Annotated in this window: 8 protein-coding genes; 6 read left to right on the forward strand and 2 right to left on the reverse strand. The window is 71.9% G+C overall.

Annotated elements, in window-relative coordinates; all coding sequences use genetic code 11:
- Positions 1–19: 19 nt before the first annotated feature.
- From ACP7AI_RS08270 to ACP7AI_RS08280, 3 genes are read left to right on the forward strand one after another with little or no spacing between them, the layout of a single operon-like run.
- A complete protein-coding gene (locus ACP7AI_RS08270; RefSeq protein ID WP_426166021.1) occupies positions 20–12,718 on the forward strand; it encodes a filamentous hemagglutinin N-terminal domain-containing protein in 12,699 nt (4,232 codons plus the stop codon).
- Entirely contained in the window at positions 12,715–15,879 is a 3,165-nt protein-coding gene (locus ACP7AI_RS08275) for a CHAT domain-containing protein (protein WP_426166023.1), read from the forward strand. Before ACP7AI_RS08270 ends, ACP7AI_RS08275 begins: the two co-directional genes overlap by 4 nt.
- A complete protein-coding gene (locus ACP7AI_RS08280) occupies positions 15,879–16,730 on the forward strand; it encodes a CPBP family intramembrane glutamic endopeptidase (RefSeq protein ID WP_426166025.1) in 852 nt (283 codons plus the stop codon). Before ACP7AI_RS08275 ends, ACP7AI_RS08280 begins: the two co-directional genes overlap by 1 nt.
- Here the strand turns inward: ACP7AI_RS08280 and ACP7AI_RS08285 are convergent.
- Positions 16,727–18,097 (reverse strand): M23 family metallopeptidase, encoded by a 1,371-nt coding sequence (locus ACP7AI_RS08285; protein ID WP_426166028.1) that lies wholly within the window; start codon positions 18,095–18,097, stop codon positions 16,727–16,729. The genes ACP7AI_RS08280 and ACP7AI_RS08285 overlap by 4 nt on opposite strands.
- Before the next feature lie 200 nt (positions 18,098–18,297).
- Between ACP7AI_RS08285 and ACP7AI_RS08290 the strand changes: the two genes are divergently transcribed.
- The gene (locus tag ACP7AI_RS08290) at positions 18,298–19,062 is read left to right on the forward strand and encodes a PP2C family protein-serine/threonine phosphatase (RefSeq protein WP_426166031.1); all 765 of its coding nucleotides are present in this window, start codon (positions 18,298–18,300) and stop codon (positions 19,060–19,062) included.
- A complete protein-coding gene (locus ACP7AI_RS08295; protein WP_426166033.1) occupies positions 19,059–21,026 on the forward strand; it encodes a protein kinase domain-containing protein in 1,968 nt (655 codons plus the stop codon). Before ACP7AI_RS08290 ends, ACP7AI_RS08295 begins: the two co-directional genes overlap by 4 nt.
- A gap of 3 nt (positions 21,027–21,029) precedes the next feature.
- On the opposite strand, the gene ACP7AI_RS08300 is transcribed toward ACP7AI_RS08295, so the two are convergent.
- Complete coding sequence (locus ACP7AI_RS08300; protein WP_426166036.1) at positions 21,030–21,932, reverse strand: type VI secretion system-associated FHA domain protein; 903 nt, start codon at positions 21,930–21,932, stop codon at positions 21,030–21,032.
- A 128-nt stretch (positions 21,933–22,060) separates the two neighbouring features.
- Here ACP7AI_RS08300 and ACP7AI_RS08305 point away from each other — a divergent pair, with 128 nt between their 5' ends.
- Entirely contained in the window at positions 22,061–22,708 is a 648-nt protein-coding gene (locus tag ACP7AI_RS08305; protein WP_426166038.1) for an OmpA family protein, read from the forward strand.
- The last annotated feature ends 16 nt before the right edge of the window (positions 22,709–22,724 follow it).

The following is a 22,724-nucleotide window of genomic DNA, read 5'->3' on the forward strand; positions in this document are numbered from 1 at the left end:
CCGCACTGGAGCCGCCGCCATGATCGCCAGCCGCCAATTGCCGCGTCGCCAGCCCGCCGGCCCCGCGCTGCGCCGAACGCTGATCGCCTCGACGGCGCTGGTCGCCAGCGGCGCGCTGATCGCCCGGCCGGCGCTTGCCCAGGTGCTGCCTGGGCCCGGCAACGCCGTCACCGTGGCGATCAGCGCCGAGGTCGGCGCCGCCAATGCCGTCGTCACCAACCCGACGCTGACGTCGCTCAAGGTCGACCTCAACGCCAACGCCACGGTCATCAACTGGACCGGCTTCAACGTCCCGACCGGCAACACCGCCAGTTTCACCGACACGCGCGTCACCCCGACCGGCAACATCGCCGTCGTCAACCGCGACATCTCGGGCACCGGCTCGGTCATCAACGGCACGCTGAACGCGGCCAGCAACATCAACGTCTATCTGCTCAACACATCGGGCGTGCTGTTCGGTCCGAACGCGAGCGTCAGCACCGGGGGGCTGGTCGCCTCCACGCTCGATCTCGACCCGGCGCAGCAGGCGCTGTTCCTCACCGGATCGACCAGCCTGCAATATGCCACGGCACCGGCGTCGACGACCGAGGTAAAGGTCACCGGCGGCGCGGCGCTGTCGACCGCCACCGCCACCGGGCCGGGCAATCTCGTGCTGCTCGGCGCCGTCCTCGACAGCGCCGGCACGCTCACTGCCAAGGGCGACCTGGCGCTGGTCGCCGCCACCGACGTCACCGTCAACATGGCCGCCGGCAGCCCGTTGTCGGTCACCATCAACAAGGGCAGCCCGGTCGCCGGGCCGATCGTCGCCAGCGGCACCATCAACGGCAGGAACGTCGTGTTCGCCGCCGCCAGCGCGATCGATTCCGTCCTCGACATCAATGCCGTCGTCACCGCCGCCACCGCGGTCGCCACCGATCGCGGCGTCGTCCTCGTCGCCGGCGCCACCGCACCCGTCGATCCGCTGGTCACCATCACCGCCGACACAACCACCGCCGGGGTGATCTCGACGACGCTGCAGGGCAGCCTGACCGCCACCGGCGTCGGCGGCGGCATCACCGTCAACAGCGGCGACGCCATCGGCGGCACCGTGCCGGCAAGCCTGACGGCCGCGCGCGCGCTCGCCGTCCGCACCACCGCCGGCGACATCACGCTCGGCACCGTGTCGAGCAACGGCGGCAGCGCCAGCGTCATCGCCGATGCCGGCGCGCTCACCCTCGCTTCGCTGGCCGGCAACACCGGAGTGACCGGCAGCGGCACCGCCGTCACCGTCGGCGCGGTCACCTCGACGACCGGCCCGGTTACCCTCGGCGCCAGCGCCGGCGGCATCACCGCCACCACCATCGGCGGCGACGGCGCCGTCCAGTTGACGGCAACCGGCGCGCTCCAAGCGACCAGCGCCACCGGCACCGCGGTCACCGCCAGCGGCAGTTCGATCACGCTGGGCAGCGTCGGCACCACGGCCGGCGCGGCGCAATTGACCAGCACCGCGACGACGATCGCGCTCGGCAGCGCAACGACGGTCGGCGGCGGCCTGACCCTCGACGCCACCACCGGCGCCAGCGTCACCGGCGCTGTCACCGCGGGCGGCGACTATGTCATCACCGGCACCGAAGTATCGCTCGGCGATGGCGCCGCGCGGCTGCAAAGTGCCAGCGGCGACATCGACATCACCACCAGCGCCGGCGACATCACCGGCGCTGGGCTGCTCACCCTGCGCGCCAACAGCGATGCCAGCGGCGGCAGCGACCGGCTGGTGCTCGATGCCACCGGCGGCGATATCCTGTTCGCCGCCACCAGCGTGCTGCAGGGCGGCCCGGCGCGGCAGTCCGACGTCGGCATCCGGCTCGGCACGGCCGGCTCGACACTGGCGCTCGGCGCCGTCAGCGCCCGCGAATTCGGTGCGATCAACGCCGCGCACACCGTGGTGTCGAACCTGTCGACAAGCACCGACCTGGTGTTCGGCGGCGCCGTCAGTACCGTCGAGGCGCTCACCATCGTCACCACCGCCGGCGCCGATGTCGACGCCACGACGATCGCCAGCGACGCATCGCTGACCATCACCGCGGCGGGCAGCGTCACCGCCACCGGCCTCGACGGCGCCACCGGGCTGACCGTGACCGGCACGTCGATCACCGCGGGCATCATCGGCGCCGCCAATGGCGCCGCGAGCCTGACCAGCAGCACCGGCGCCATCCAGGTTACCGGCGGTACCGTCCGCTCGGCGGCGTTCGATGCGGACACCAACCTCGGCGTCACCGGCACGCTCGACGTCACCGACGACGCGACGCTGGTGGCCGGCGGCAGCTTCACCGGCGGCAGCGTCATCGCCGGCGGCTCCCTGTCGGTCACCCCGGCAACCACCGTCAACGCCGCGAACCTGACCGGCGCCAACGGCCTTACCGTCACCGGCACGACGATCACCATCGGTACGATCGGCGCCGCCACGGGCAACGCCAGCCTGACCAGTAGCACCGGCGATATCCAGGTTGCCGGCGGCACCGTCCGCTCGGCAGCGTTCGACGCCGATGGCGACCTGCGCGTCACCGGCACACTGAACGTCACCAACAACGCCACGCTGGTCGCCGGCGGCAGCTTCACCGGCGGCAGCGTCATTGCCGGCGGTACCCTGTCGGTCACGCCGGCGACGACGGTCACCGCCACGAATCTGACCGGCGCCAACGGCCTCACCGTCACCGGCACCACGATCACCATCGGCACCATCGGCGCCGCCACGGGCAACGCCAGCCTGACCAGCAGCACCGGCGACATCCAGGTTGCCGGCGGCACCGTCCGCTCGGCAACAATCGATGCCGATGACGACCTGCGCGTCACCGGTACGCTGAACGTCACCAACAACGCCACGCTGGTCGCCGGCGGCAGCTTCACCGGCGGCAGCGTATTGGCCGGCGGCACCCTGTCGGTCACGCCGACGACCAGTGTCACGGCCGCCACGCTCGCTGGTGCCGATGGCCTGACCGTCACCGGCACCAGCGTCACGATCGGCCAGGCCAATGCCAGCGCCGGCGACGTCCTGCTGACCGCCACCACCGGCGCCGTCCAGATCGGCGGCAGCACCGCCGGCGGCGACCTGCGCATCGATGCCGCGACCAGCGCCAGCGTCACCGGTGCCGCCGGCATCGGCGGCGACTATGTCATCACCGCCGATTCGGTGGCCCTCGGCGACGGCAGCGCCCGGTTGCAGGCCGCGGCCGGCACCGTCGACATCACCGCCGGCGCCGGCGCCATCACCGGCGCCGCCAACCTGACGCTGCGCGCCAACAGCAATGGCGCGGGCGGCGAATATCTCGTCCTCGATGCCACCGGCGGCGGCATTGCCTTTGCTGCCAGCAGCCAGCTCCAGGGTGGCCCGGCGCGGCAATCGGATGTCGGAATCCGCCTCGGCACCCCCGGCACGCCGCTGGTGCTCGGCGGCGTCAGCGCCCGCAAGCTCGGCGGCATCGATGCCGCCCATGCCGTCATCGGGCAATTGACCAACGATGCGGCGATCACCCTCGGCACCACGACCAGCCTGGTCGAAAGCCTCGATATCAGCACCAGCGCCGGCAACATCACCACCGGCGCCATCAGCATCACCGGCACCGACCAGACGCTGAGCCTGACGACGCTCGCCGCCGGCACCGACATCACCGCCACCGGCCTGCTCGGCGCCACCGGCGCGGTGACGCTCGCCGCCGCCCGCAGCATCGCCGCCGCCGATGTGAGCAGCACCGGCGGCAATGTCGGCGTCACCGCCGGCACCGGCAGCATCACCGCCGCCGACCTGACCGCCGGCGGCAACGTCACCGCCACCGCCGCGACCAGCGCCACCATCGCCGGCATCGTATCCGGCACCGTCGCCGCGGCCCTCGACCGGTCGGCCAGCGTCACCGCCGCCAGCATCGATGTCGGCACCGTCGAGATCGGCACCACCCTCGCCCTGTCGGCGACCAATGGCGCGCTGACGCTCGGCGGCGGCACGACCGGTGACGGCGCGACGCTGACCAAGGCCGGCGCCACCGGCGACCTCGTCATTTCCGGCGCCTTCAGCGTCAACACCAACCCCGGCGCCACCGGCGCGCTGGTGATCGACACCAGCACCAATGCGCGCATCGTCAGCCTGACCAATGTCACCGGCGACCTGTCGTTGACCGTCGCCGGCGCGCTGACCGGGCTCTCCGACGGCCTCGGCGGCTTCCTCACCGCCAACCTTGCCGCCCCCGCGGCGGGCCGCGACCTGCTCGTCGACGTCGGCGGCGTGCTGACGCTCGGCAATCTCCAGGCCGGGCGCGACATCCTCGTCACCGGTGCCAGCGCCGTCACCATCGGCGGCACCGTCACCGCCGGCCGCGACTATCGCGTCACCGGCCCGGCCGTCACCCTCGGCGCCGCCAGCCAGGCTGCCGGTGCCGAGATCGCCATCGTGTCGACCGGCGCCATCCTCGGCACCAGCGGCCTGGTGCTGACATCGAACAGCGACGGCATCGGCGGCGGCGACCTGATCCTGCGGGCCGGCACCGGCGTCGACATGACCGGCACCACGCTGCGCGGCGGGCCGGCCCGGCAATCGGTCGTCCGTATCGGGGCGGGCGCGGGGTCGCCGATCCTGCTCGGCAACGTCGCGGCGGCACGGCTGGTCAACTGGGACGCCGCGCTGGCGGCGACCGCGCTCGACAATGCCGTCGGCATTACCGCCGACACCATCACCGTCACCGGCGACCTGACGATCGGCAGCACCCTCGCCGGCCGGCCGGCCCAGCTGACCTTCAACGCCATCACCAGCACCGCCGGTAACGTCGCGCTGGCGTCATCGGGGGCGATCAATGCCGGCGCCGGTGCCGTCACCGCGGCGGGCGGCATCACGACGCGCAGCGCGAGTGCCGCCATCGGCAGCATCAGCGCCGCCACGATCGACGCGGAAACGACCGGCGCCCTCGTCGTCGGCACCAGCAGCGGCACCACCAGCACGCGCCTGGCGGCCGGCAGCGACCTGCGCCTGGGCAGTGCCGGCGGCAGCGGCAGCATCGTGCTGACCGCCGCCGGCGACATCACCGGGCTGTCGACCGGCCCCGGCACCTTCGGCCGCGCCGATGTCGCCAGCGGCGCCGGCAGCGTCGGCATCACCGCCACCGGCACCGGCGGCGGGCTGGTCTCGCTCGGCACCGTCGCGGCGAGCACCGGGCTGACGATCACCGGCCGCCAGCTCGACATCACCAGCGCCACTGTCGGCGCCGGCGGCATGACCTTGCTCGCCCGCGAATTGGCCCCGGCGAACGAGGTCAGCCTCACCATCGGCAGCGCCACCGCCAGCGGCGCCATCGCGCTCACCAGCAATCGCGGCACCGGCGCCGCACCCACCGCCGCCAACGGCAACCTGGCGGTCGGCACCGCCGATGGCGGCAGCATCGCCCTCACGGCCCTCGACGGCAGCGTCACCGGCCTTGGCGGCACCGGCAGCACGTTGACGGCGGCGGGCAACATCGGCGTCACCGCCGGCACGCTGGCACGCATCGCCGCCGCGACGGCCGCCACCGGCACGCTGAACGTCGCCGCCGGCACCATCATCGTCACTGCCGCCGATGCCGCCGCGATCACCACCGCCAGCACCGGCGCCAGCACGCTCGCGTCGCTGCAGGCCGACGGCGCGATCACCGCCACCGCCGGGACCAGCCTCGATTTCACCACGATCACCGCCGATGCCGGTGACATCCTGCTCAACGCGGGCGGCGCGCTGACCGGCACGACGCTCACCGCGACGCTCGGCGCCATCGACATCACCGCTGCCAGCATCGCCATCGGCACCACGACAGCCGGCACCACACTGACGACGGTCAGCAGCGGCGCCAGCCAGTTCACCACCGCGACCGCCGGCGGCAACATCGACATCACCGCCGGCTCGACGCTCGATTTCGGCACCATCACCAGCCTGGGCGGCGACGCCACCTTGCTCGCCACCGGCGCCATGACCGGCAGCACGCTGGCGGCACCGTTCGGCGCCGTTTCGGTCGGCGGCGACAGCATCGCCATCGGCACGATCTCCGCCGCCGACGGCATTGCCACCGTCACCGGCGGCGCCACCGTCTTCACCACTCTCGTCACCGCGGCCAGCATCACCGCCACCGCCGGCACGACGATCGTCTATGACAGCCTGGAAAGCACTTCAGGCAACATCAGCCTGACCGCCGGCAGTTCGATCACCGGCGGCACCGCGACGGCATTCGGCAATATCGCGCTATCGGGCGCCAGCCTCGACATCGAAGGCACCACCGCCGGCGGCACGCTGGCCCTCACCAGCACCGGCCTTGCCCAGCTGACGACCGCCAGCGCCGTCGGCGCCGTGACGGTCAATGCCGGATCGCTGGCGTTCGACAGCCTGGCGAGCACCGGCGCCGGGATCAGCCTCACCGTCGGCGGCGCGACGATCGGCGACACGCTGGCGGCCGACACGGCGCTGCTGATCGACAGCGGCAGCCTGGCGCTCGGCCTCGCCACCGCCGGCACGACATTCGCCGCCACCACGACAGGTGCGACCGCCATCACCACCGGCAGCTCGGGCGAGGCCATGGCGCTGGTCGCCGGCACGACGCTCGATTTCGGCAGCCTGACCAGCGGCGCGGCACTGTCCGCCGCGGCCGGGACCGCGCTCGCGGGCACGACGCTGAGCGCCACCGGCGCGGTATCGCTCGATGCCGCCAGCATCGACGTGGCGACGCTCGATGCCGGCGCGACTCTCGCCAGCACCAGCACCGGGCCGACCGTCTTCGGCAGCGCCACCGCAGGCGACGATGCCACCATCGCCGCCGGCTCGCTGGCCTTCACCACCCTCGCCAGCACCGGCGGCAGCATCGCGATCACCGCCGGCGACGTGACCGGCACGACGCTCGATGCGGCGCAGGCCGTCACCATCGGCGCCGACAGCATCGACATTGCGACGCTCGACGCCGGCACGACGCTGGCCACCACCAGCACCGGCGCGACGATCCTCGGCGACGCCACCAGCGGCGGCAATGCGTCACTGACAGCGGCCAGCCTCGCCTTCGGCACGCTGACCAGCACCGGCGGCGGCATCGCCATCGACGTTGCCGGGGCCACGACCGGCACCACCCTCGCCGCCGACACCTCGGTCCTCATCGACAGCGGCAGCATCGACATCGCGACCCTCACCGTCGGCACCACGCTGACATCCACCAGCAGCGGCGCCACCATGCTCGGTGACACCAGCAGCGGCGGCAACGCTGCCATCACGGCGGCGAGCCTCGGCTTCGACACGCTGACCAGCACCGACGGCGGCATCGCCATCGATGTCGCCGGCGCCACCCTGGGCACCACCCTTGCTGCCGACACCTCGGTCGTGATCGACAGCGGCACGGTCGACATCGCGGCGCTGACGACGGGCACGACGCTCGCCTCTACCAGCACCGGACCGACCCGGTTCGGCACCGCCACCGTCGGCACCGCCGCGTCGATCACCGCCGCCAGCATCGACGTGGCGACGCTCACCGCCGGCACGACGCTGGCCACCGCCAGCACCGGGCTGACGCAGCTGGGCAGCGCCACGGCGGGCGGCAATGCCACGCTCAATGCCGGCACACTGGCCTTCACCACGCTTGCCAGCACCGGCGGCAGCGTCGCCATCACCGCCGGCGGCGTCGCCGGCACGACCCTCGATGCGGCGCAGGCCGTTACCATCGGCGCCACCGGCATCGACATCGCGACGGTCGACGCCGGCACGACGCTCACCACCACCAGCAGCGGCGCGACCGTCTTCGGCGACGCCAGCAGCGGCGGCAACGCCTCGGTGACGGCGGCCAGCCTCGGCTTCGGCACCCTCGTCAGCACCGGCGGCGGGATCGCCATCGATGTCGCCGGCGCCACCCTCGGCACCACCCTCACCGCCGACACCTCGGTTCTGATCGACAGCGGCACCATCGAGATCGCGACGCTAACCGCGGGCACGACGCTGACCACGATCAGCACCGGACTGACGCAGTTGGGCAGCGCCACGGCGGGCGGCAATGCCACCATCAACGCCGGCACGCTGACGTTCGCCACCCTCGCCAGCACCGGTGGCAGCATCGCCATCACCGCCGGCGATGTCACCGGTACGTCCCTCGATGCCGCCAACGCCGTTTCCATCGGCGCCACAAGCATCGACATCGCGACGATCGACGCCGGTACCACCCTTACCACCACCAGCGGCGGCGCGACGCAGGTCGGCAGCGCCACCAGCGGCGGCAACGCTTCCGTCACCGCCGCCAGCCTCGATTTCGAAACGGTGGCCAGCACCGGCGGCAGCGTCACGCTCGATGTCGCCGGCGCCACGACCGGCACCACGCTCACCGCCGGCACCGCTGTTATCATCGACAGCGGCAGCCTGGTGCTCGGCCTCGGCACCGCGGGCACCACCTTTGCCAGCACGACGAGCGGCGCCACCAGCATCACCACCGCCACATCGGTCGGCGCGATGACGCTCGCCGCCGTCACGACGCTCGATTTCGGCAGCCTGACCAGCAGCGCCGGCGGCATCCAGGCCAGCGCCGGCGGCACGCTGGCCGGCACCAGCGTCGATGCGGCGACCGCGATCATCCTCGCCGCGGACAGTATCGACGTCGAAACGCTGACCGCGGGCACCACCCTCGCCTCGACCAGCACCGCCGCCACCCGCTTCGGCACCGCCACCGCCGGCGGCACGATGACGATCACGGCCGGCGGCGCGCTCGATTTCGACCGACTTGCCAGCGGCGGCGACTTCCAGGCCACCGTCGGCGCCGCGATGACCGGCAACGATCTCGCTTCCGGGGCCGCCGTCGCGATTACCGCCGGCAGCCTCGACCTCGGCTCGCTGACCGCCGCGACGACGGTCGCCATCGCCAGCACCGGCGCCACCGTCCTCGGCACCGCCACCAGCGGCGACAACACCACCATCACCGCCGACAGCCTCGATTTCGGCACCCTGACCAGCGGCGGCGCCGTCCAGATCACCGTCATCAACGCCACCACCGGCACGACACTCGATGCCGCGACCGCGATCACCATCGACAGCGGCAGCCTGGCGCTCGACCTCGTCGGCGCCGGCACGACCCTTGCCACCACCACCGGCGGCGCCACCCGCATCACCACCGGCACCGCCGGCGGCAACATGACGTTCGCTGCCGGCACCAGCCTCGATTTCGGCAGCCTGACCAGCGGCGCTGACATCAACGCCTCCGCAGGGACGTCGCTGGCCGGAACCACCCTCATTGCCGCCGGCGCCGTCGCGCTCGACGCGGCGACGATCGCCATCGCCACGCTGTCCGCCGGCACCAGCCTCGTCGCGACCAGCAGCGGCGCCACCACGCTCGGCAGTGCCACCAGCGGCGGCGACACGACGATCACCGCGGCCAGCCTGGCCTTCGACACCATCGCCAGCACCGCCGGCGACATCGCGCTGACGGTTGCCAGCGCCACCACCGGCACCGGGCTCGATGCCGGCGGCGCCATCAGCATCGACAGCGGCAGCCTCACGCTGGCCACGGCGACCGCCGGCGGCGACTTCACCGCCACCATCGCCGATGCCGCCAGCATCGGCAGCGGCAGCGCCGGCGGCAACATGCTGCTCGCCATCGGCAGTTCGCTCGATTTCGGCAGCCTCACCGCCGGCGGCGACCTCACCGCGACGGTCGGCACCCGCCTGACCGGCACCACGCTCGCGGCGGCCGGCGCCGTCGACCTGGATGCCGCCGTCATCGACATCGCCAGCGTCACCGCCGGCACGACGCTGACCGCCTTCTCCAGCGGTGCCACGACTCTCGGCAACGGCACGGCCGGCGGCAATGTCGTGATCACCGCCGACAGCCTCGATTTCGACACGCTGGCCAGCACCGCGGGCGATATCCGGCTGACGGTCGCCGGTGCCACCACCGGCACCAGCGCCACCGCCGGCACCGCGCTCGTCATCGACAGCGGCAGCCTGGCGCTGGACCTGGCCAGCGCCGCCACGACGTTCACCACGACGACCGGCGGCGCCACCGCGATCGGCAGCGGGACGGCCGGCGGCACCATGACGCTGGTGGCCGGCACGACGCTCGATTTCGGCGGCCTGACCAGCGGCGCCGACATCGGCTATGTCGCCGGCGGCACCGTCACCGGCGGCACCACGACCGCGACCGGCAGCATCGCCGGCACCGGCAGCAGCCTCGTCCTCGACACGACCACTGCCGGCACCACGCTGGCGCTGGCGGCGACCAGCGGCGATATCGGCAGCAGCACCGCCACGGCCGGCGGCGACACCAGCCTCGACGCCGCCGGCAGCATCGCCAGCGGCAGCCTTGCCAGCGGCGGCACGCTCACGCTCGTCGCCGGCGGCAGCATCGTCGCCAGCGACACCCGCGCTGTCGGCTTCATCGATGCCAGCGCCGGCACGCTCGCCCAGTTCGACACCGTCGTCGCCGGCGGGCCGATGACGGTCGCTGCCGACCAGATCACCATCGGCGATGCCGATGTCGGCGCCTTCACCGCCGGCGCCGGCGCGCTCGGCGCCGCGATCGACCGCTTGCGCAGCGATGGCGACATTGCCGTCACCTCGGCGGGCGGCATCGCCATCGGCACGGCGACAAGCAGCGCGGGCACGCTCACCGCCACCGCGGCCGGGGCCATCACGGCCGGCACGCTGGCCAGCGCCGGTGCCACCACGCTGACCGCGGCGGGCATCACCGCCGGCAGCATCACCGCCGCCAGCCTGACCGCCGACAGCACGGCGGCCGCCACGCTGACAATCGTCGCGACCACCGGCGACATTGCCGTCACCGCCGCGCCCAGCCTCGATTTCGGCAGCATGACGAGCAGCGCCGGCAATGTCGTCCTCGACGCCGGCACCGTCATCGGCACGACACTCGTCGGCGGCGACGTCACCGTCACCGGCGGCGCCATCGACATCGCCGACCTGACCGCACGCGGCGTGCTCGCGACGACGAGCAGCCTCGGCACCCGGCTCGGCACCGCCAGCAGCGGCGGCGACGCCACCCTCGCTGCCGGCACCAGCCTGGCCATCGGCAGCCTTGCCGGCGCCGGGCGGATGGCGCTGACCGCCGCCGGCGACATCACCGCGACGACCTTGCGCGCCGACGGGCCGATCACCGCCACGGCGGCCGGCATCGCCAGCGACAGCACCACCGCCGGCGGCACGCTGACGCTCGCCGCGACCAACGGCAACCTCGTCCTCGGCACCATCGCGAGCGGCGGCAACGCCACGCTGACGGCATCCGGCGCGGCGGCGGTGCAACGCGCGGCCACGATCGGCGGCGACCTGTCGCTGACCGCGGCCAGCGTGGCGCTCGCCGCCGCCGGTACAGCGACCCAGTCGGCAACGGGCACCGTCGCGATCACCGCGCGCACCGGCGCCATCACCGGCGGCAGCCGCCTTGCCCTCGCATCGGGTGCCGGGCGCACGCTGACGCTGACGGCGCTCGGCAGCGAGGGCCGCATCGGCCTCGGCAGCGGCAGCAGCGTCAGCGCCGGCAACGATATCGCCATGTCGGCGACCGGCGCAGTCGATGTCGGCGCCATCACCGCCACCGGTCGCAACGTCACGCTGACCGGCGCCGATGCCGGCATCGGCGGCACCATCCGCGCCGCGCAGATCAGGCTGGTCGACAGCGGCGCCGGCCCCGTCCGCATCGGCGACACGCCGGCGGGCAACGACACCGAGTTCGGCGCCGTGCCGACCGCCCGTTTCGACCTGTCGAGCGCCGAAGTCGCCCGGCTGGAAACCGTCGCGCTGGTCATCGATGGCCGCAGCCGCAACATCGTCGTCGGCGCGCTGCCGATCGCGACGGCCAGCGGATCCGGCACCTTCAGCCTGCGCACGCTCGGCCGCATCGACGTGCTCGGCCGCATGGTTGCCACGGGCTCCGCGCCCGCCCGCGTCTTCACGCTCGGCGGTGACGGCAGCGCCGACGGCAAGGCCAGCGTCATCCGCATCGCGACAACGGCTAGCGACGGCGGCCGGCTGCTCACCGACGGCGCCATCCTCACGCTCAACGGCGATCGCATCGGCGTCGGCTATGATGCCAATCTGCTCGCCGCCATCGGTGTCGCGCCGGGTGCCGCGACGGTCGGCGCCGCCGATGTCGCCGCCCGCTTCGTGTCGCAGGCCAATTCGGCGCTCTATACTGGCAGCCTCGGCGGCCAGGCGCCTTATGTCGACACGCTGGTGATCAGTGCCCGCGCGATGGCGGTGAACTATGGCCAGTTCGCGCTGTTCCAGAACAGCGGCCCCGCCGGCCTCAACGCCGGCGCCATCCTCGGCGCGCTGGGGGCGGGCGGCAACCCGCCGGCATTGACCATCACCGCCAGCGCCGCGGCCGTGCCCAATGCCTTTGCGATCTTCGGCACCATCAACGGCATCAACGGCGCCGGCACCTCGCTGCTCGGCCCCGACGGCATCACCCTTGCCGGCCCGGTCAGCCGCGCCAATGCCCGCGCCAATGGCTGCCTGATCGGCTCGTCGGGCGGCGGCTGCCTGTCGGCGTCGCTGGCCCAGCCGGTGCTGGTGCTGTTCGACAGCAAGTCCGAAATCTTCCGGGTCAGCGACAATCTCGCGCTGCCGTTCGATCCGCTGGTCGGCACCAGCAACGAGGCGCTGTTCTCCGACATCGCCGGCATCGATATTCCGGCCAACGACCCACCGGTGTGCACGGCGGACGATCGAAGCGGCTGCACCGACGAGGGAACCCGGAAATGATCGTGACCCGCGCCGCTTTCGCCGCCCTGGTCGCCACCCTGGGACTGACCGTGCCCGCCACGGCACGCGCGCCGTTGCCCGACGGCTTCATCACCGGCCGCGATGCCAATGGCGAACCCTGCACTGCGTCGCGCAGCTGGAACGATCCCGGCGCCCCCGATCCCTTCGCGCGGGCCTTTGCCATCACCTGCCGCGGCGTCGCCGCCAGCCGGCGCCAGGGCATCGTCTACGCCTTTCCCGGCGCCGCGCCGGCCCCCGATGCGGCGCTGTGCGGCGCCCCTGCCACCCGGCAGATGAACGGCATCGGCGCCGTCGAGGCGCGGGCCTGCTTCGATCCGGCACTCGGCCTGCCGGTGACGTCGGTCCGCTTCCGCCTCGGCAACTACCGCTATGTCGGCGCCGCGGTCGCCACCGCGCTGGGGCCCCTGGAGGTTGCGCTGCGCGTGCTTGCCGGCCGCGCCGCGCCGCCGACCAGTCGCGACGCCGCCATCGGCAGCTCGATCGACACGGCGGCACTGCCGGCGCCGACCGGCACCCCGGACCGGGAGCGCGCGACGCAGGACAAGGATCGACTGGACGCCGCGGCGGCGCTGCAGGGCGGCATCGCGCTCAACTATCGCGGCCTCTATGTGGAGGCATCGCGCCTGCTCAACGACGCGATCAGCCGGCTGCCCCCCGGCGCCGCACCGCTGACCCGGGCCGAATTGCAGCTGGAGGCGGCGCTGGCCGATTCCAACATCAGCCAGTTCGACGCCGCCGACGAACATTTCGCCGAGGCGGCGACGCTGTTGAAGGGCGCCACCGACCTCGACCGCGCCGCCTTCCTGCAAAGCAAGACAGCGACCTATCGCGGCCTCGACCTCATCAATCGCCGCGACTGGCCGGCAGCGATCACCGCGCTCAGCGACACCGGCCTCGCCCAGCAGCCGCTCACCGACCCGGCGGTGCTCAGCGCGCTGAACCAGCCCGCCACCGATGGCGCGGCGGCGTCGCTGTCGTCGACCGACAGCCGGCAATTGTCGCGGCTGCTCGTCGAGGCACAGCGCAACTGGGCACGCAGCGTCGCCTATCTCGCGATCGGCGAAACCACCCGCAGCCGGGCCGCGCTCGATGAAACCGTGCCCTATGTCGGCCAGTTGCAACGCAGCGTCAGCCCCGAAGCCGTCGCCGCGCTGAAGTCGCGCATCCTGCGCCAATATGGCCGTATCGCCGCACGCGACGGTCGCGCCGGCGATGCCGTCGATGATTTCGATTGCGCCCTCGCAACGCTGCAGGGCGATCGCGACATCCCCGGCAAGACGTGCCCATTGCAGAGCGACGTCGCCACGCGCATCCGCGGCGAAGTCAGCTTTGCCGCCGGGCCGCTGATCGCCGAAACCCAGCTCGAACGTGCCAGCCTGCGCGCCCGCACGCCCGGCATCGCCGATGCCGATGTGCTGAAGGAATATGACGTCGCGGTCGATTCGCTGATCCGGTCCGGCGCCGCCGGCGGGATCGTCCAGCCGTCGATGGAAGCCTATCTCGACCTGCTGTCGCGGCTGCATGCCAAGGCGCCGTCGGCCGACCTCGAACAGCGGTTCTTCCGCGCCGTCCAGGCGGTCGGCGAACCCGCCATCGCGCGCCAGGTCGCGCAATTGCAGACCATCGTCACATCCAACAGCGCGCTCGGGGCAAAGGCCCGGGACCGCGCCGAAATCGAGCGCCAGATCATCCGCCTGCGCTATGAGATCGCCGCGCTCGACCCGGCCGATGCCGCCGGCCGTGCCCGGCTGGAGGCCGATCGCAGCGCCGCCGAGGCCGCCCTGCTCGAGGCCAATGCCGCGCTCGCCGCCGATCCGCGCTTTCGCGCCGTCGACGACCAGCCGACGACGATCGAGGATGTGCGCGCCGTGCTGCGTTCCGGCGAATATTATCTGAAGGTGACGCGCCTGCGCAGCCGCGCCTATGCGATGGTGATCGGTCGCGACAAAAGCTTCATCTATGCGCTCGACGCGCCGGCCGCCGATGTCGACCGCATCGCCCGCCGGGTGCGCGCGTCGATCCGCGACGACAGCGGCCGCCTGCCGTTCTTCGATGTCGGCGCCTCCTACGCGCTGTTCCGCCTGATCGCCGGCCCCGCCGAAGCGACGCTGGCAACCGCCAAGGCCATCGTCGTCGATCCGTCCGGGCCGCTGGAAAACCTGCCGGCGGGCGTGCTCGTCACCACCATCGACAGCGTCAAGCGGTACCTCGCCACCAAGGCATCGCGGCCCAATGACTACAGCGCGGTCGCCTTCCTCGGTGCCGGCACCGAAGTCTCGAATGCCCTGTCGCCGCGATCCTTCCTGATCACCCGCAACCTGCCCGCCTCCACGGCGCCAAGGCCGTTCATCGGTTTCGGCGAGAACGCCCCGGCGCGGCTGGCGCAGGTGCCCGCCAACGCCCGCATCGCGGTCGGCACCGGCTGCGACATCGGCTATGCGGCACTCGCCGAGGTCATGAACGCCAACAAGCCGGTCAGCGCCCATGAGCTCGGCGTCGCTGCGGCGGCGCTCGGCTTTCCCGGCGCGCCCGAGGTGACCCGCGAGGATTTCAGCGATGTCGCCGTGCTGGCGAACAGCGCGCGCGGCGATTACCGCAAGTTCCAGGTCGTCCACTTCGCTACCCATGGCGTACCCGAGACGCGCACCGGCGAATGCACCCGCATCCCGCCGTCGCTGGTGACGACGCTGGCACCGCCCATCGCCGGCGGCCCGGTTTCCGACGGCCTGCTCAGCCTGTCGGAAGTCGCGGCGCTCGATCTCGACGCCAATCTCGTCGTGCTGTCGGCCTGCGAGACGGCCAGTGGCGTATCCGGCGTCGGCGGCCGCCTGTCGGGCCAGGACGAATCGGCGGCCACGCTCGATGGCCTCGTCCGCGCCTTCATCACCGCCAATGCCCGCGCCGTCATCGCCACCTATTGGCAGGTGCCGGCGTCGGTGCAGACCGAGAACCTGATCGCCGATTTCTACCGATCCGGGCGCAATCAGACGATCGGCGCTGCCCTGCGCGACGCCCAGCGCGGGGTCATCGCCCAGGCCAATGTCTCCCACCCCTATTTCTGGGGTGCCTATTTCCTCGTCGGTGATGGCAGCAAATCGATGCTGTCGGGCCCGGTCGCCACCGCCATGTCGGCGAACTGATGGCGGCAGGCGCCGGGATCGCCGGGGGCTCGGCGCATGTCCGGCCGGCGGTCACGCTGGTCGTCGCCACCGCCGCCGCCGCCGCGATCGTGCCGATGGGGCAATGGCTGTTCGAGGCGCTGGCGACCGCCACCGGCGTCGCCGCCGCCAGCGCCGCTGTGCAGGAAACCGTCTTCACGCTGATCATCTTCGGCGCGCTGCTCGCCGTCGCGGCGGTCGGCCTGACCCTCGAAAAGGCTTGGGGGCAACTGGCCGGCCCGGCGGTGGCGACGATGGCCGGCATCGGCCTCGCCGGCGGTGTCGGCGGCCTGCTGGCGGCGGCCGGGCTGGCGGCCCTGGCCGCGCCGGTGCTGCCCGGCACGAGCGCCGCCGGCGCCGGCGCGCTGCTCGCCGGCACGCTGCTGATCCTGTTCCAGGCCGGTGTCGAAGAAATCTATTTCCGCGGCTGGCTGCAACCGGTGCTGTCGCGCGCCTGGGGCGATCTCGCCGGGCTGCTGGTCACCGCTGCGGCTTTCTCGATCCTGCACATGGTCGGCGGCGACCGGTCGCTGCTGACCATCGTCAATCTGGTGCTCGGCGGGTTGCTGTTCGGCCTGCTGGCGCAACGCAGCGGCGGCATCATGCTGTCGATCGCGGCGCATTTCGGCTGGAACTGGGCCGAAAGCATCGGCCTCGGCCTTGTCCCCAATCCCGGCGGCGGCAGCTTCGGCGCCATCCACGACATCGACATCGCCGGCCCGGTGCTCTGGGGCGGCTCGCCGGAAGGCCTCAACGCCAGCCTCGCCATGACCTTCGCCCTGGTGGCGCTGGCCATCCCCGCAGTTGCCTGGCGCGGACGCGCGGCGGACTAGCTCGCTCCCGCCCGGCTGACATCGATCCGGTCGCGCTCCTTGCCGAACGCGATCAGGGCCTCACCGCTCAGGATGCGGCCGCCTTCGGTACGAATGCTCAGCGGATCGACCGGCTCGTTATCGACATGAACTTCATAGTGCAGGTGCGGCCCCGTCGATCGGCCGGTGGTGCCGACCTCGCCGATCTGCTGCCCCTGCCCGACCCGGGAACCGACGCTGATCTGCGGCAAAATGCGATTCTGGTGCAGGTAATAGGTCTGCCAGCCATTGTCGTGGCGCAGGATGACGAGGTTGCCGTTGGCGCCCTTCATGCCCGACCAGGTGACGACGCCGTTGCCCGAGGCATAGATCGGCGTGCCGGTCGGCGCCGCGAAATCAGTGCCGCGATGCAGCTTGGCAAAGCCCAGCACCGGGTGGATGCGGAACCCGAATTTCGATGATACCCTCGCGCCATCGACCGGCGTCCGCATCAGTGCCCGAACGATGCTGCGCCCGCTGCCGTCGAACCATTCCGGTGCACCGCCGTCGACGGCGAAACGATAGACCGCCGCCGATTTGGTGGCGGTCGACAGCGCCGCATACAGCAAGGTCGGCGCGCCGACCGGATTACCCGCCGAATCGACCGGCTGCGAAAAGGCCGCTTCGAAGGCATCGCCGGCGCGGACTTCGCGCTGAAAATCGAAATCGAAGGCCAGCGCCTTGGCAAAGACCGGAATCAGGCTGTCGATGACGCCGGCGGCGACCGCCGAGGAGTAAAAGCTGTCGGCATCCATGGTGCCGCGCCGCACTATGATCCTGGCGGTCAGCAGCGCCGCCACCTTCGACGCCGTGAAAACGCCCGGTGCCACCGGCGACACGACGACGCCCGAGCTGTCGGGGTTGGAGGCATCGAGCCGGACCAGCCGCGTGCCGTCGTCGGCCTTTTCCAGCGTCAGTATCGCCCGGATCTCCCCGTCCGGCGCCAGCGACGGCCGGGCCGCTGCCGCCGCCGCCTCGGCATCCGCGGTCGTCAACCCGCTGGCCTGCAATGTCTCGCCAAGGTCGCCGACCCCCGACAACACCAGCGTCCGCTTGATCTGCGCCGGGCCCTGCGGCGCCGCCGCCGTCACGCCGCCGGCTTCGGGCGCCGCGGTCGTCACGCCGCCATCCTGCCGCGAAAAATGCGCCGTCAGCGCGCCGATCGCCAGCACCGCCGCAGCGGCACCGAAGGCCAGCGGCATGCGGCGATCGCCGGCGCGCCATGCCCGCGCCGATGCCGACGGGGTCGATGCCGGCCGCGCCAATGCTGCCGGCGCGCCGCCGCCACCTGGCTGCCAATCCGCCACCCAGCTGCGCGGATCCCAGGATTGCCCCGTTGCGTCGTTCAAGGCGCGATACCCCCGGGCCGGCTCGCCTGCTGCCTCGCCCCGGCACAGTATAGCGGCGGCCACCCCGTGCGGCAAAGCCTAGCCTATGAGAAAAGCGCCGTTCGCAGCCCGATTGCACGATCATTGCGCCGGAATCATTGCGGCCAGTGCCATTTGCAGGCTACATCGGCGCGGGTGACTTTGGGGGCAGGCATGCGGGCATGATACCGCTTCGCACCGAATGGCAGGCGGTGACCGACACCGGCCTCGTGCGGCAGCTCAACGAGGACCGATTCTTCGCGTCCGAAGCGACCGGCGTGTGGGCGGTGGCCGATGGCATGGGCGGCCATGCTCGCGGCGACTGGGCGGCGGCGGCGATCGTCGACAGCCTCGCCGCCATGGCCCCAACCGACGATTTCGACGCCTTGCTGGCCACGGTGGCGGATACCATCCGCAGCGCCAACGGCCGGATCGTCGCCGAAGCCGCCGCTACGGGTTCCCAGATGGGGTCGACGATCGTCGCGCTGGTCGTCCGCGATCGCCGTTTCGGCGTGATCTGGGCCGGCGACAGCCGCGCCTATCTGCTGCGCAACGGCGCGCTGCACCGCCTCAGCCGCGACCATAGCCAGGTGCAGGAACTCGTCGATCGCGACCTGCTGACGCTCGAAGGCGCCGCGACCCATCCGTTGCGCAACGTGCTGACCCGCGCGGTCGGCGTCGCGGAGCCGCTCGAACTCGACATGGTCACCGACGTGCTGCTGCCCGACGATGTCTTCATGCTGTGCAGCGACGGGCTGTACGGCTGCCTGTCCGACCAGGAAATCGCCGCCGAGCTGAAACGCATCGACGCCGACGATGCCATCGGCACGATGGTCGCGCACTGCCTCGAACGCGGTGCCCCGGACAATGTCACCGCGATCACCGTCGTCGCTACCGAACCGACGCTGCTGCACTTCGGCAGCCTGAGCGCAGGCAGCATGTCATGAGCGACCAGCCGCCCGACGACACCCCCGAATCCGATCGCACGATCATCCGGCCGGCTGGCGCCCCCACCCCGGCCGCTGCACCGCCCCCCGCCGCCGACCGCACCATCATGGCGCCGGGCGCCTCGAGCGCGCCCCCGTCGTCCGCCCCCCCGCCTTCCGCAACCGTCCTCGGCGGCGTCGTGCCGATGGCGCCGCGCACCGATGGCGACCGCATCCAGGTCGGCGACGTGCTCAACCACATCTTCGAGGTGAAGCGCTTCCTCGCCCGCGGCGGCATGGGCGAGGTGTTCGAAGGCATCAACGTCAACAGCGACGAGCGCGTCGCCATCAAGGTGATCCTGCCGGCGCTCGCCGCCGATCCCAATGTCCAGGCGATGTTCCGCAAGGAAGCCCGCACCCTCACCCGGCTGTCGCACCCGGCGCTGGTGCAGTATCGCGTGCTGGCACAGGAACCGCAGCTCGGCGTTTTCTACATCGTCACCGAATTCATCGATGGCGTGAACCTGTCCGACGTGCTGTCGGAGCTGAAGCCCGAACCCGCCGAACTCGTCGCACTGTGCCGCCGCCTTGCCGAGGGGCTGGCCGCGGCGCACATGCTCGGCGCCATCCATCGCGACATCTCGCCCGACAATGTCCTGCTCGAGGATCGCCGCCTCGATCGCGCCAAGATCATCGATTTCGGCATCGCCAAGGATCTCGATCCCGGGTCGAAGACCATTATCGGCGACGGTTTTGCCGGCAAGCTCGGCTATGTCGCGCCCGAACAGCTCGGCGATTTCGATCGCGAAGTCGGGCCGTGGAGCGATGTCTACAGCCTCGGCCTCGTCATGCTGGCGGTGGCGCAGGGCAAGAATGTCGACATGGGTGCGTCGTTCGTCGAAGCCATCGACCGGCGGCGCAAGGGCGCCGACACCAGCGCCGCGCCTGCCGCGCTGCGGCCGGTGCTCGACCGGATGCTGACGCCCGATCCCCAGGCCCGGCTGCGATCGATGGAGGCGGTGATCGCCGCGCTGGCGGCACCCGCACCGGCACCGGCACCGGCACCCGCTGCCAAGCCTGTCCCCAAGGCCAAGCCCGCGGCAGCGCCCGTCGCCGCCAGGGCGGGCACCGATGCCAAGCCCGGCGGCAACCGCGGCCTGATGATCGGCGGCGGCGTCGGGCTGGTGGCGCTGCTTGGGCTGGGCGGCTGGCTGGCCTTTGGCGGCACCGACACGCCGCCGGTGGTGGCCACGGCGCCGACCGCGACCGCCGCGCCCGCCGCCGGCCGGGCAGAAGCCGCCGTCGCCGCGGCCCTGCCCAGCCTGTCCTGCACCTGGCTCGACCTGCTCGGCGCCAGCGACGGCCCCGGCGGCGTGACCATGGCCTTTGCCGGTGTCGCCGGTGCACCGGCGCTGGCGGAAAAGGCCTTGTCCGACGCCGCCGCCGCCAGCGGCGCCCGGATCGGCGCCACCGATTTCAGCGCCGTGGCGCCGATCGACGCGTCGGAATGCGCCTCCATCGATGCGTTCCGCGCCATCCGCGCCAGCGGCACGCCGCACCTGTCGGTACCGCAGCGCAAGTTCGAAATGAGCGTGCTGCCGCCCGACAGCCCCTATGCCGGCAAGATCGGCGCCCGTGCCATCGTCAACCTCGACATCGCCAACCCGGCGCAGGATTTCGCCCTCTACGGCATCGAACCCAGCGGCGCGATCTCGGAGGTCATCCCCGATCGCAAGACCTTCGCCGGCCTCGAAAAGAACGGCACCCCGATCGCCGACCTGGGCGGCGACCGTTATCGCCTGCAAATCGATGCCGATCACACCGGCTGGTCGGGCATCCTGCTGCTGACCGGCAATGGCGGCTTCACCCCGTCGATCTTCGCCGGGAAAAAGATGGACCCGGCCGCCTTTGCCGCCGCCGCCGCGACGCACGGCTGGAAGGCCGAAATGGTGTGGTTCAAGATGGTCGACGAGGTGAAGGAATAGCGGTCAGCGCTTTCCCGGCGTCGCCAGTTTCTCGTACGCCGCCGCCAGCTCGCGGGCGAAAACGTCGATGAAGGCGTCCCCGTCCTGCCCGGCAAAGGCCTTTTCATAGGCTTGCCACAGCTGGGCATCGCTGGCCCTGGCATGGTGCGCGCGGATGGCGGCGGGCGCGAGCTCATCGAGCGTGGCGCGCAGGGCGCCCTTCATGGCCTGCAAGGTTGCGGCCTGGTGCGCCTCCAATTCGCCCAATGCCTCGGCGATCGCCTGTTCGGCCGGCTTGGGCGCGCCCAACAACTGCGCCAGCGCCAGTTCGGGCTTGGGCTGCTTCTTCAACGGGTTGTTCGACGGCGCCGGCGGCTTGATGCCAAGCTCGCCGCGCGCCTTGGCCCGCGCCGCGACCATCGCCATCAGCCCGCCGGTATATTGGCGCAGCAACGCGCCGGCGGCGGCCAGCACCACGGCATCGTCGGCGGCAATGGCGGATCGGGCAATGCCGGCACCATCGAGCAACGGCGCGAGTCCGTCCCGCCCGCCCGGCTGCTGCATGGTTGCCCCGCCAGGTGCCGGCGCCGCGCGATGCCAGTCCGGCGCGATGGCCGGGGTCGGGGCGCCGGTACCGGCCAGGGATACCGCGACCCGCCAGGGGCCGATCGTCAGCACATCGCCCTCGGCCAGCGGATAGGGCCCGGTCAGGCGGCGACCGTTGATCGCGGTGCCGTTGGTGCTGGTGTCGACCAGTACATAGCGGCCGCCCTGGAAATCGATTCGGCAGTGTTTCGACGACACGATGCTGGCCGGATCGGGCAGCACCAGATCGACGCCGGCGGCGCGGCCGATGGTGCCACCGCGACCATCGAATCGGGCCGGCGGCGGGGCGCCGGCGCCCTGCGGCGTGAGTGTAAGCATCATGGACTCTGTTTGCCTGAGGGACACGTCAATACGTTAGCGAAGCGATTGCCCGGGCGATTGTCAATCGCCCTCGGAACCACTACAGTTAACGAATTCTGGTAGGTTGCGACTCTGGCGGGGGAATTCCAATGCGTGTTGCTGCATTGCTCGGGTTTACGATTGCGGTCGCGACCGCAACGGCCGCGTCCGGCCAGGCACCTGCCAAGGCGCGCAACACCCCCGACGACATCGTCTGCAAGTTGAGCGGCAGCTGCGGCGATGCACAGCCCGACAGCAACCAGCAGATCAAGGTCGGCGACGAACGCGCCTTCAGCCTGGCGCGCCCGAACACCATCAAGGTTCCGACCGCGACCGCCGCCCCGGCCGCCCGCAGCGTCGCCGTTGCCACGCCCGCCCGCGCCCGGCCCCGGCCCGCGGCCGCAGCGCCGGCCACGTCCAGGGGCGGCATCGACATGCAGATCGCCTTTGCCAATGGCTCCGCCGAGCTGACCGACCAGGCCAAGGCCGAGGCCCGCGCCTTTGCCGAGGCGATGCGTTCGCCGGCGCTGGCGTCGATGAAATTCAGCGTCGATGGCCACACCAATGCCGTCGGCAACCGCGACTACAATCTGGAGCTGTCGAAGCAGCGCGCCAAGTCGGTCGTCGACTTCCTGGTGGCGCAAGGTATCGAGCCGACCCGGATCGAGCCGCGCGGCTATGGCTTCGACAAGGCCCGGCCCGGCACCGCGCCGACCGCACCCGTCAACCGTCGTGTCGAGTTTTCGCGCGCCAACTGACCCCCGCGTCCGCCGG

The sequence above is a fragment of the Sandarakinorhabdus sp. DWP1-3-1 genome (genome assembly GCF_049896705.1).
GTDB lineage: Bacteria > Pseudomonadota > Alphaproteobacteria > Sphingomonadales > Sphingomonadaceae > Sandarakinorhabdus.

Excerpts from the sequence above, each read along its gene's own strand:
- ACP7AI_RS08270 (WP_426166021.1), top strand. The coding sequence starts at position 20 with ATGATCGCCAGCCGCCAATTGCCGCGTCGCCAGCCCGCCGGCCCCGCG.
- ACP7AI_RS08275 (WP_426166023.1), top strand. The coding sequence starts at position 12,715 with ATGATCGTGACCCGCGCCGCTTTCGCCGCCCTGGTCGCCACCCTGGGA.
- ACP7AI_RS08290 (WP_426166031.1), top strand. The coding sequence starts at position 18,298 with ATGATACCGCTTCGCACCGAATGGCAGGCGGTGACCGACACCGGCCTC.
- ACP7AI_RS08280 (WP_426166025.1), top strand. The coding sequence starts at position 15,879 with ATGGCGGCAGGCGCCGGGATCGCCGGGGGCTCGGCGCATGTCCGGCCG.
- ACP7AI_RS08295 (WP_426166033.1), top strand. The coding sequence starts at position 19,059 with ATGAGCGACCAGCCGCCCGACGACACCCCCGAATCCGATCGCACGATC.
- ACP7AI_RS08300 (WP_426166036.1), bottom strand. The coding sequence starts at position 21,932 with ATGATGCTTACACTCACGCCGCAGGGCGCCGGCGCCCCGCCGCCGGCC.
- ACP7AI_RS08305 (WP_426166038.1), top strand. The coding sequence starts at position 22,061 with ATGCGTGTTGCTGCATTGCTCGGGTTTACGATTGCGGTCGCGACCGCA.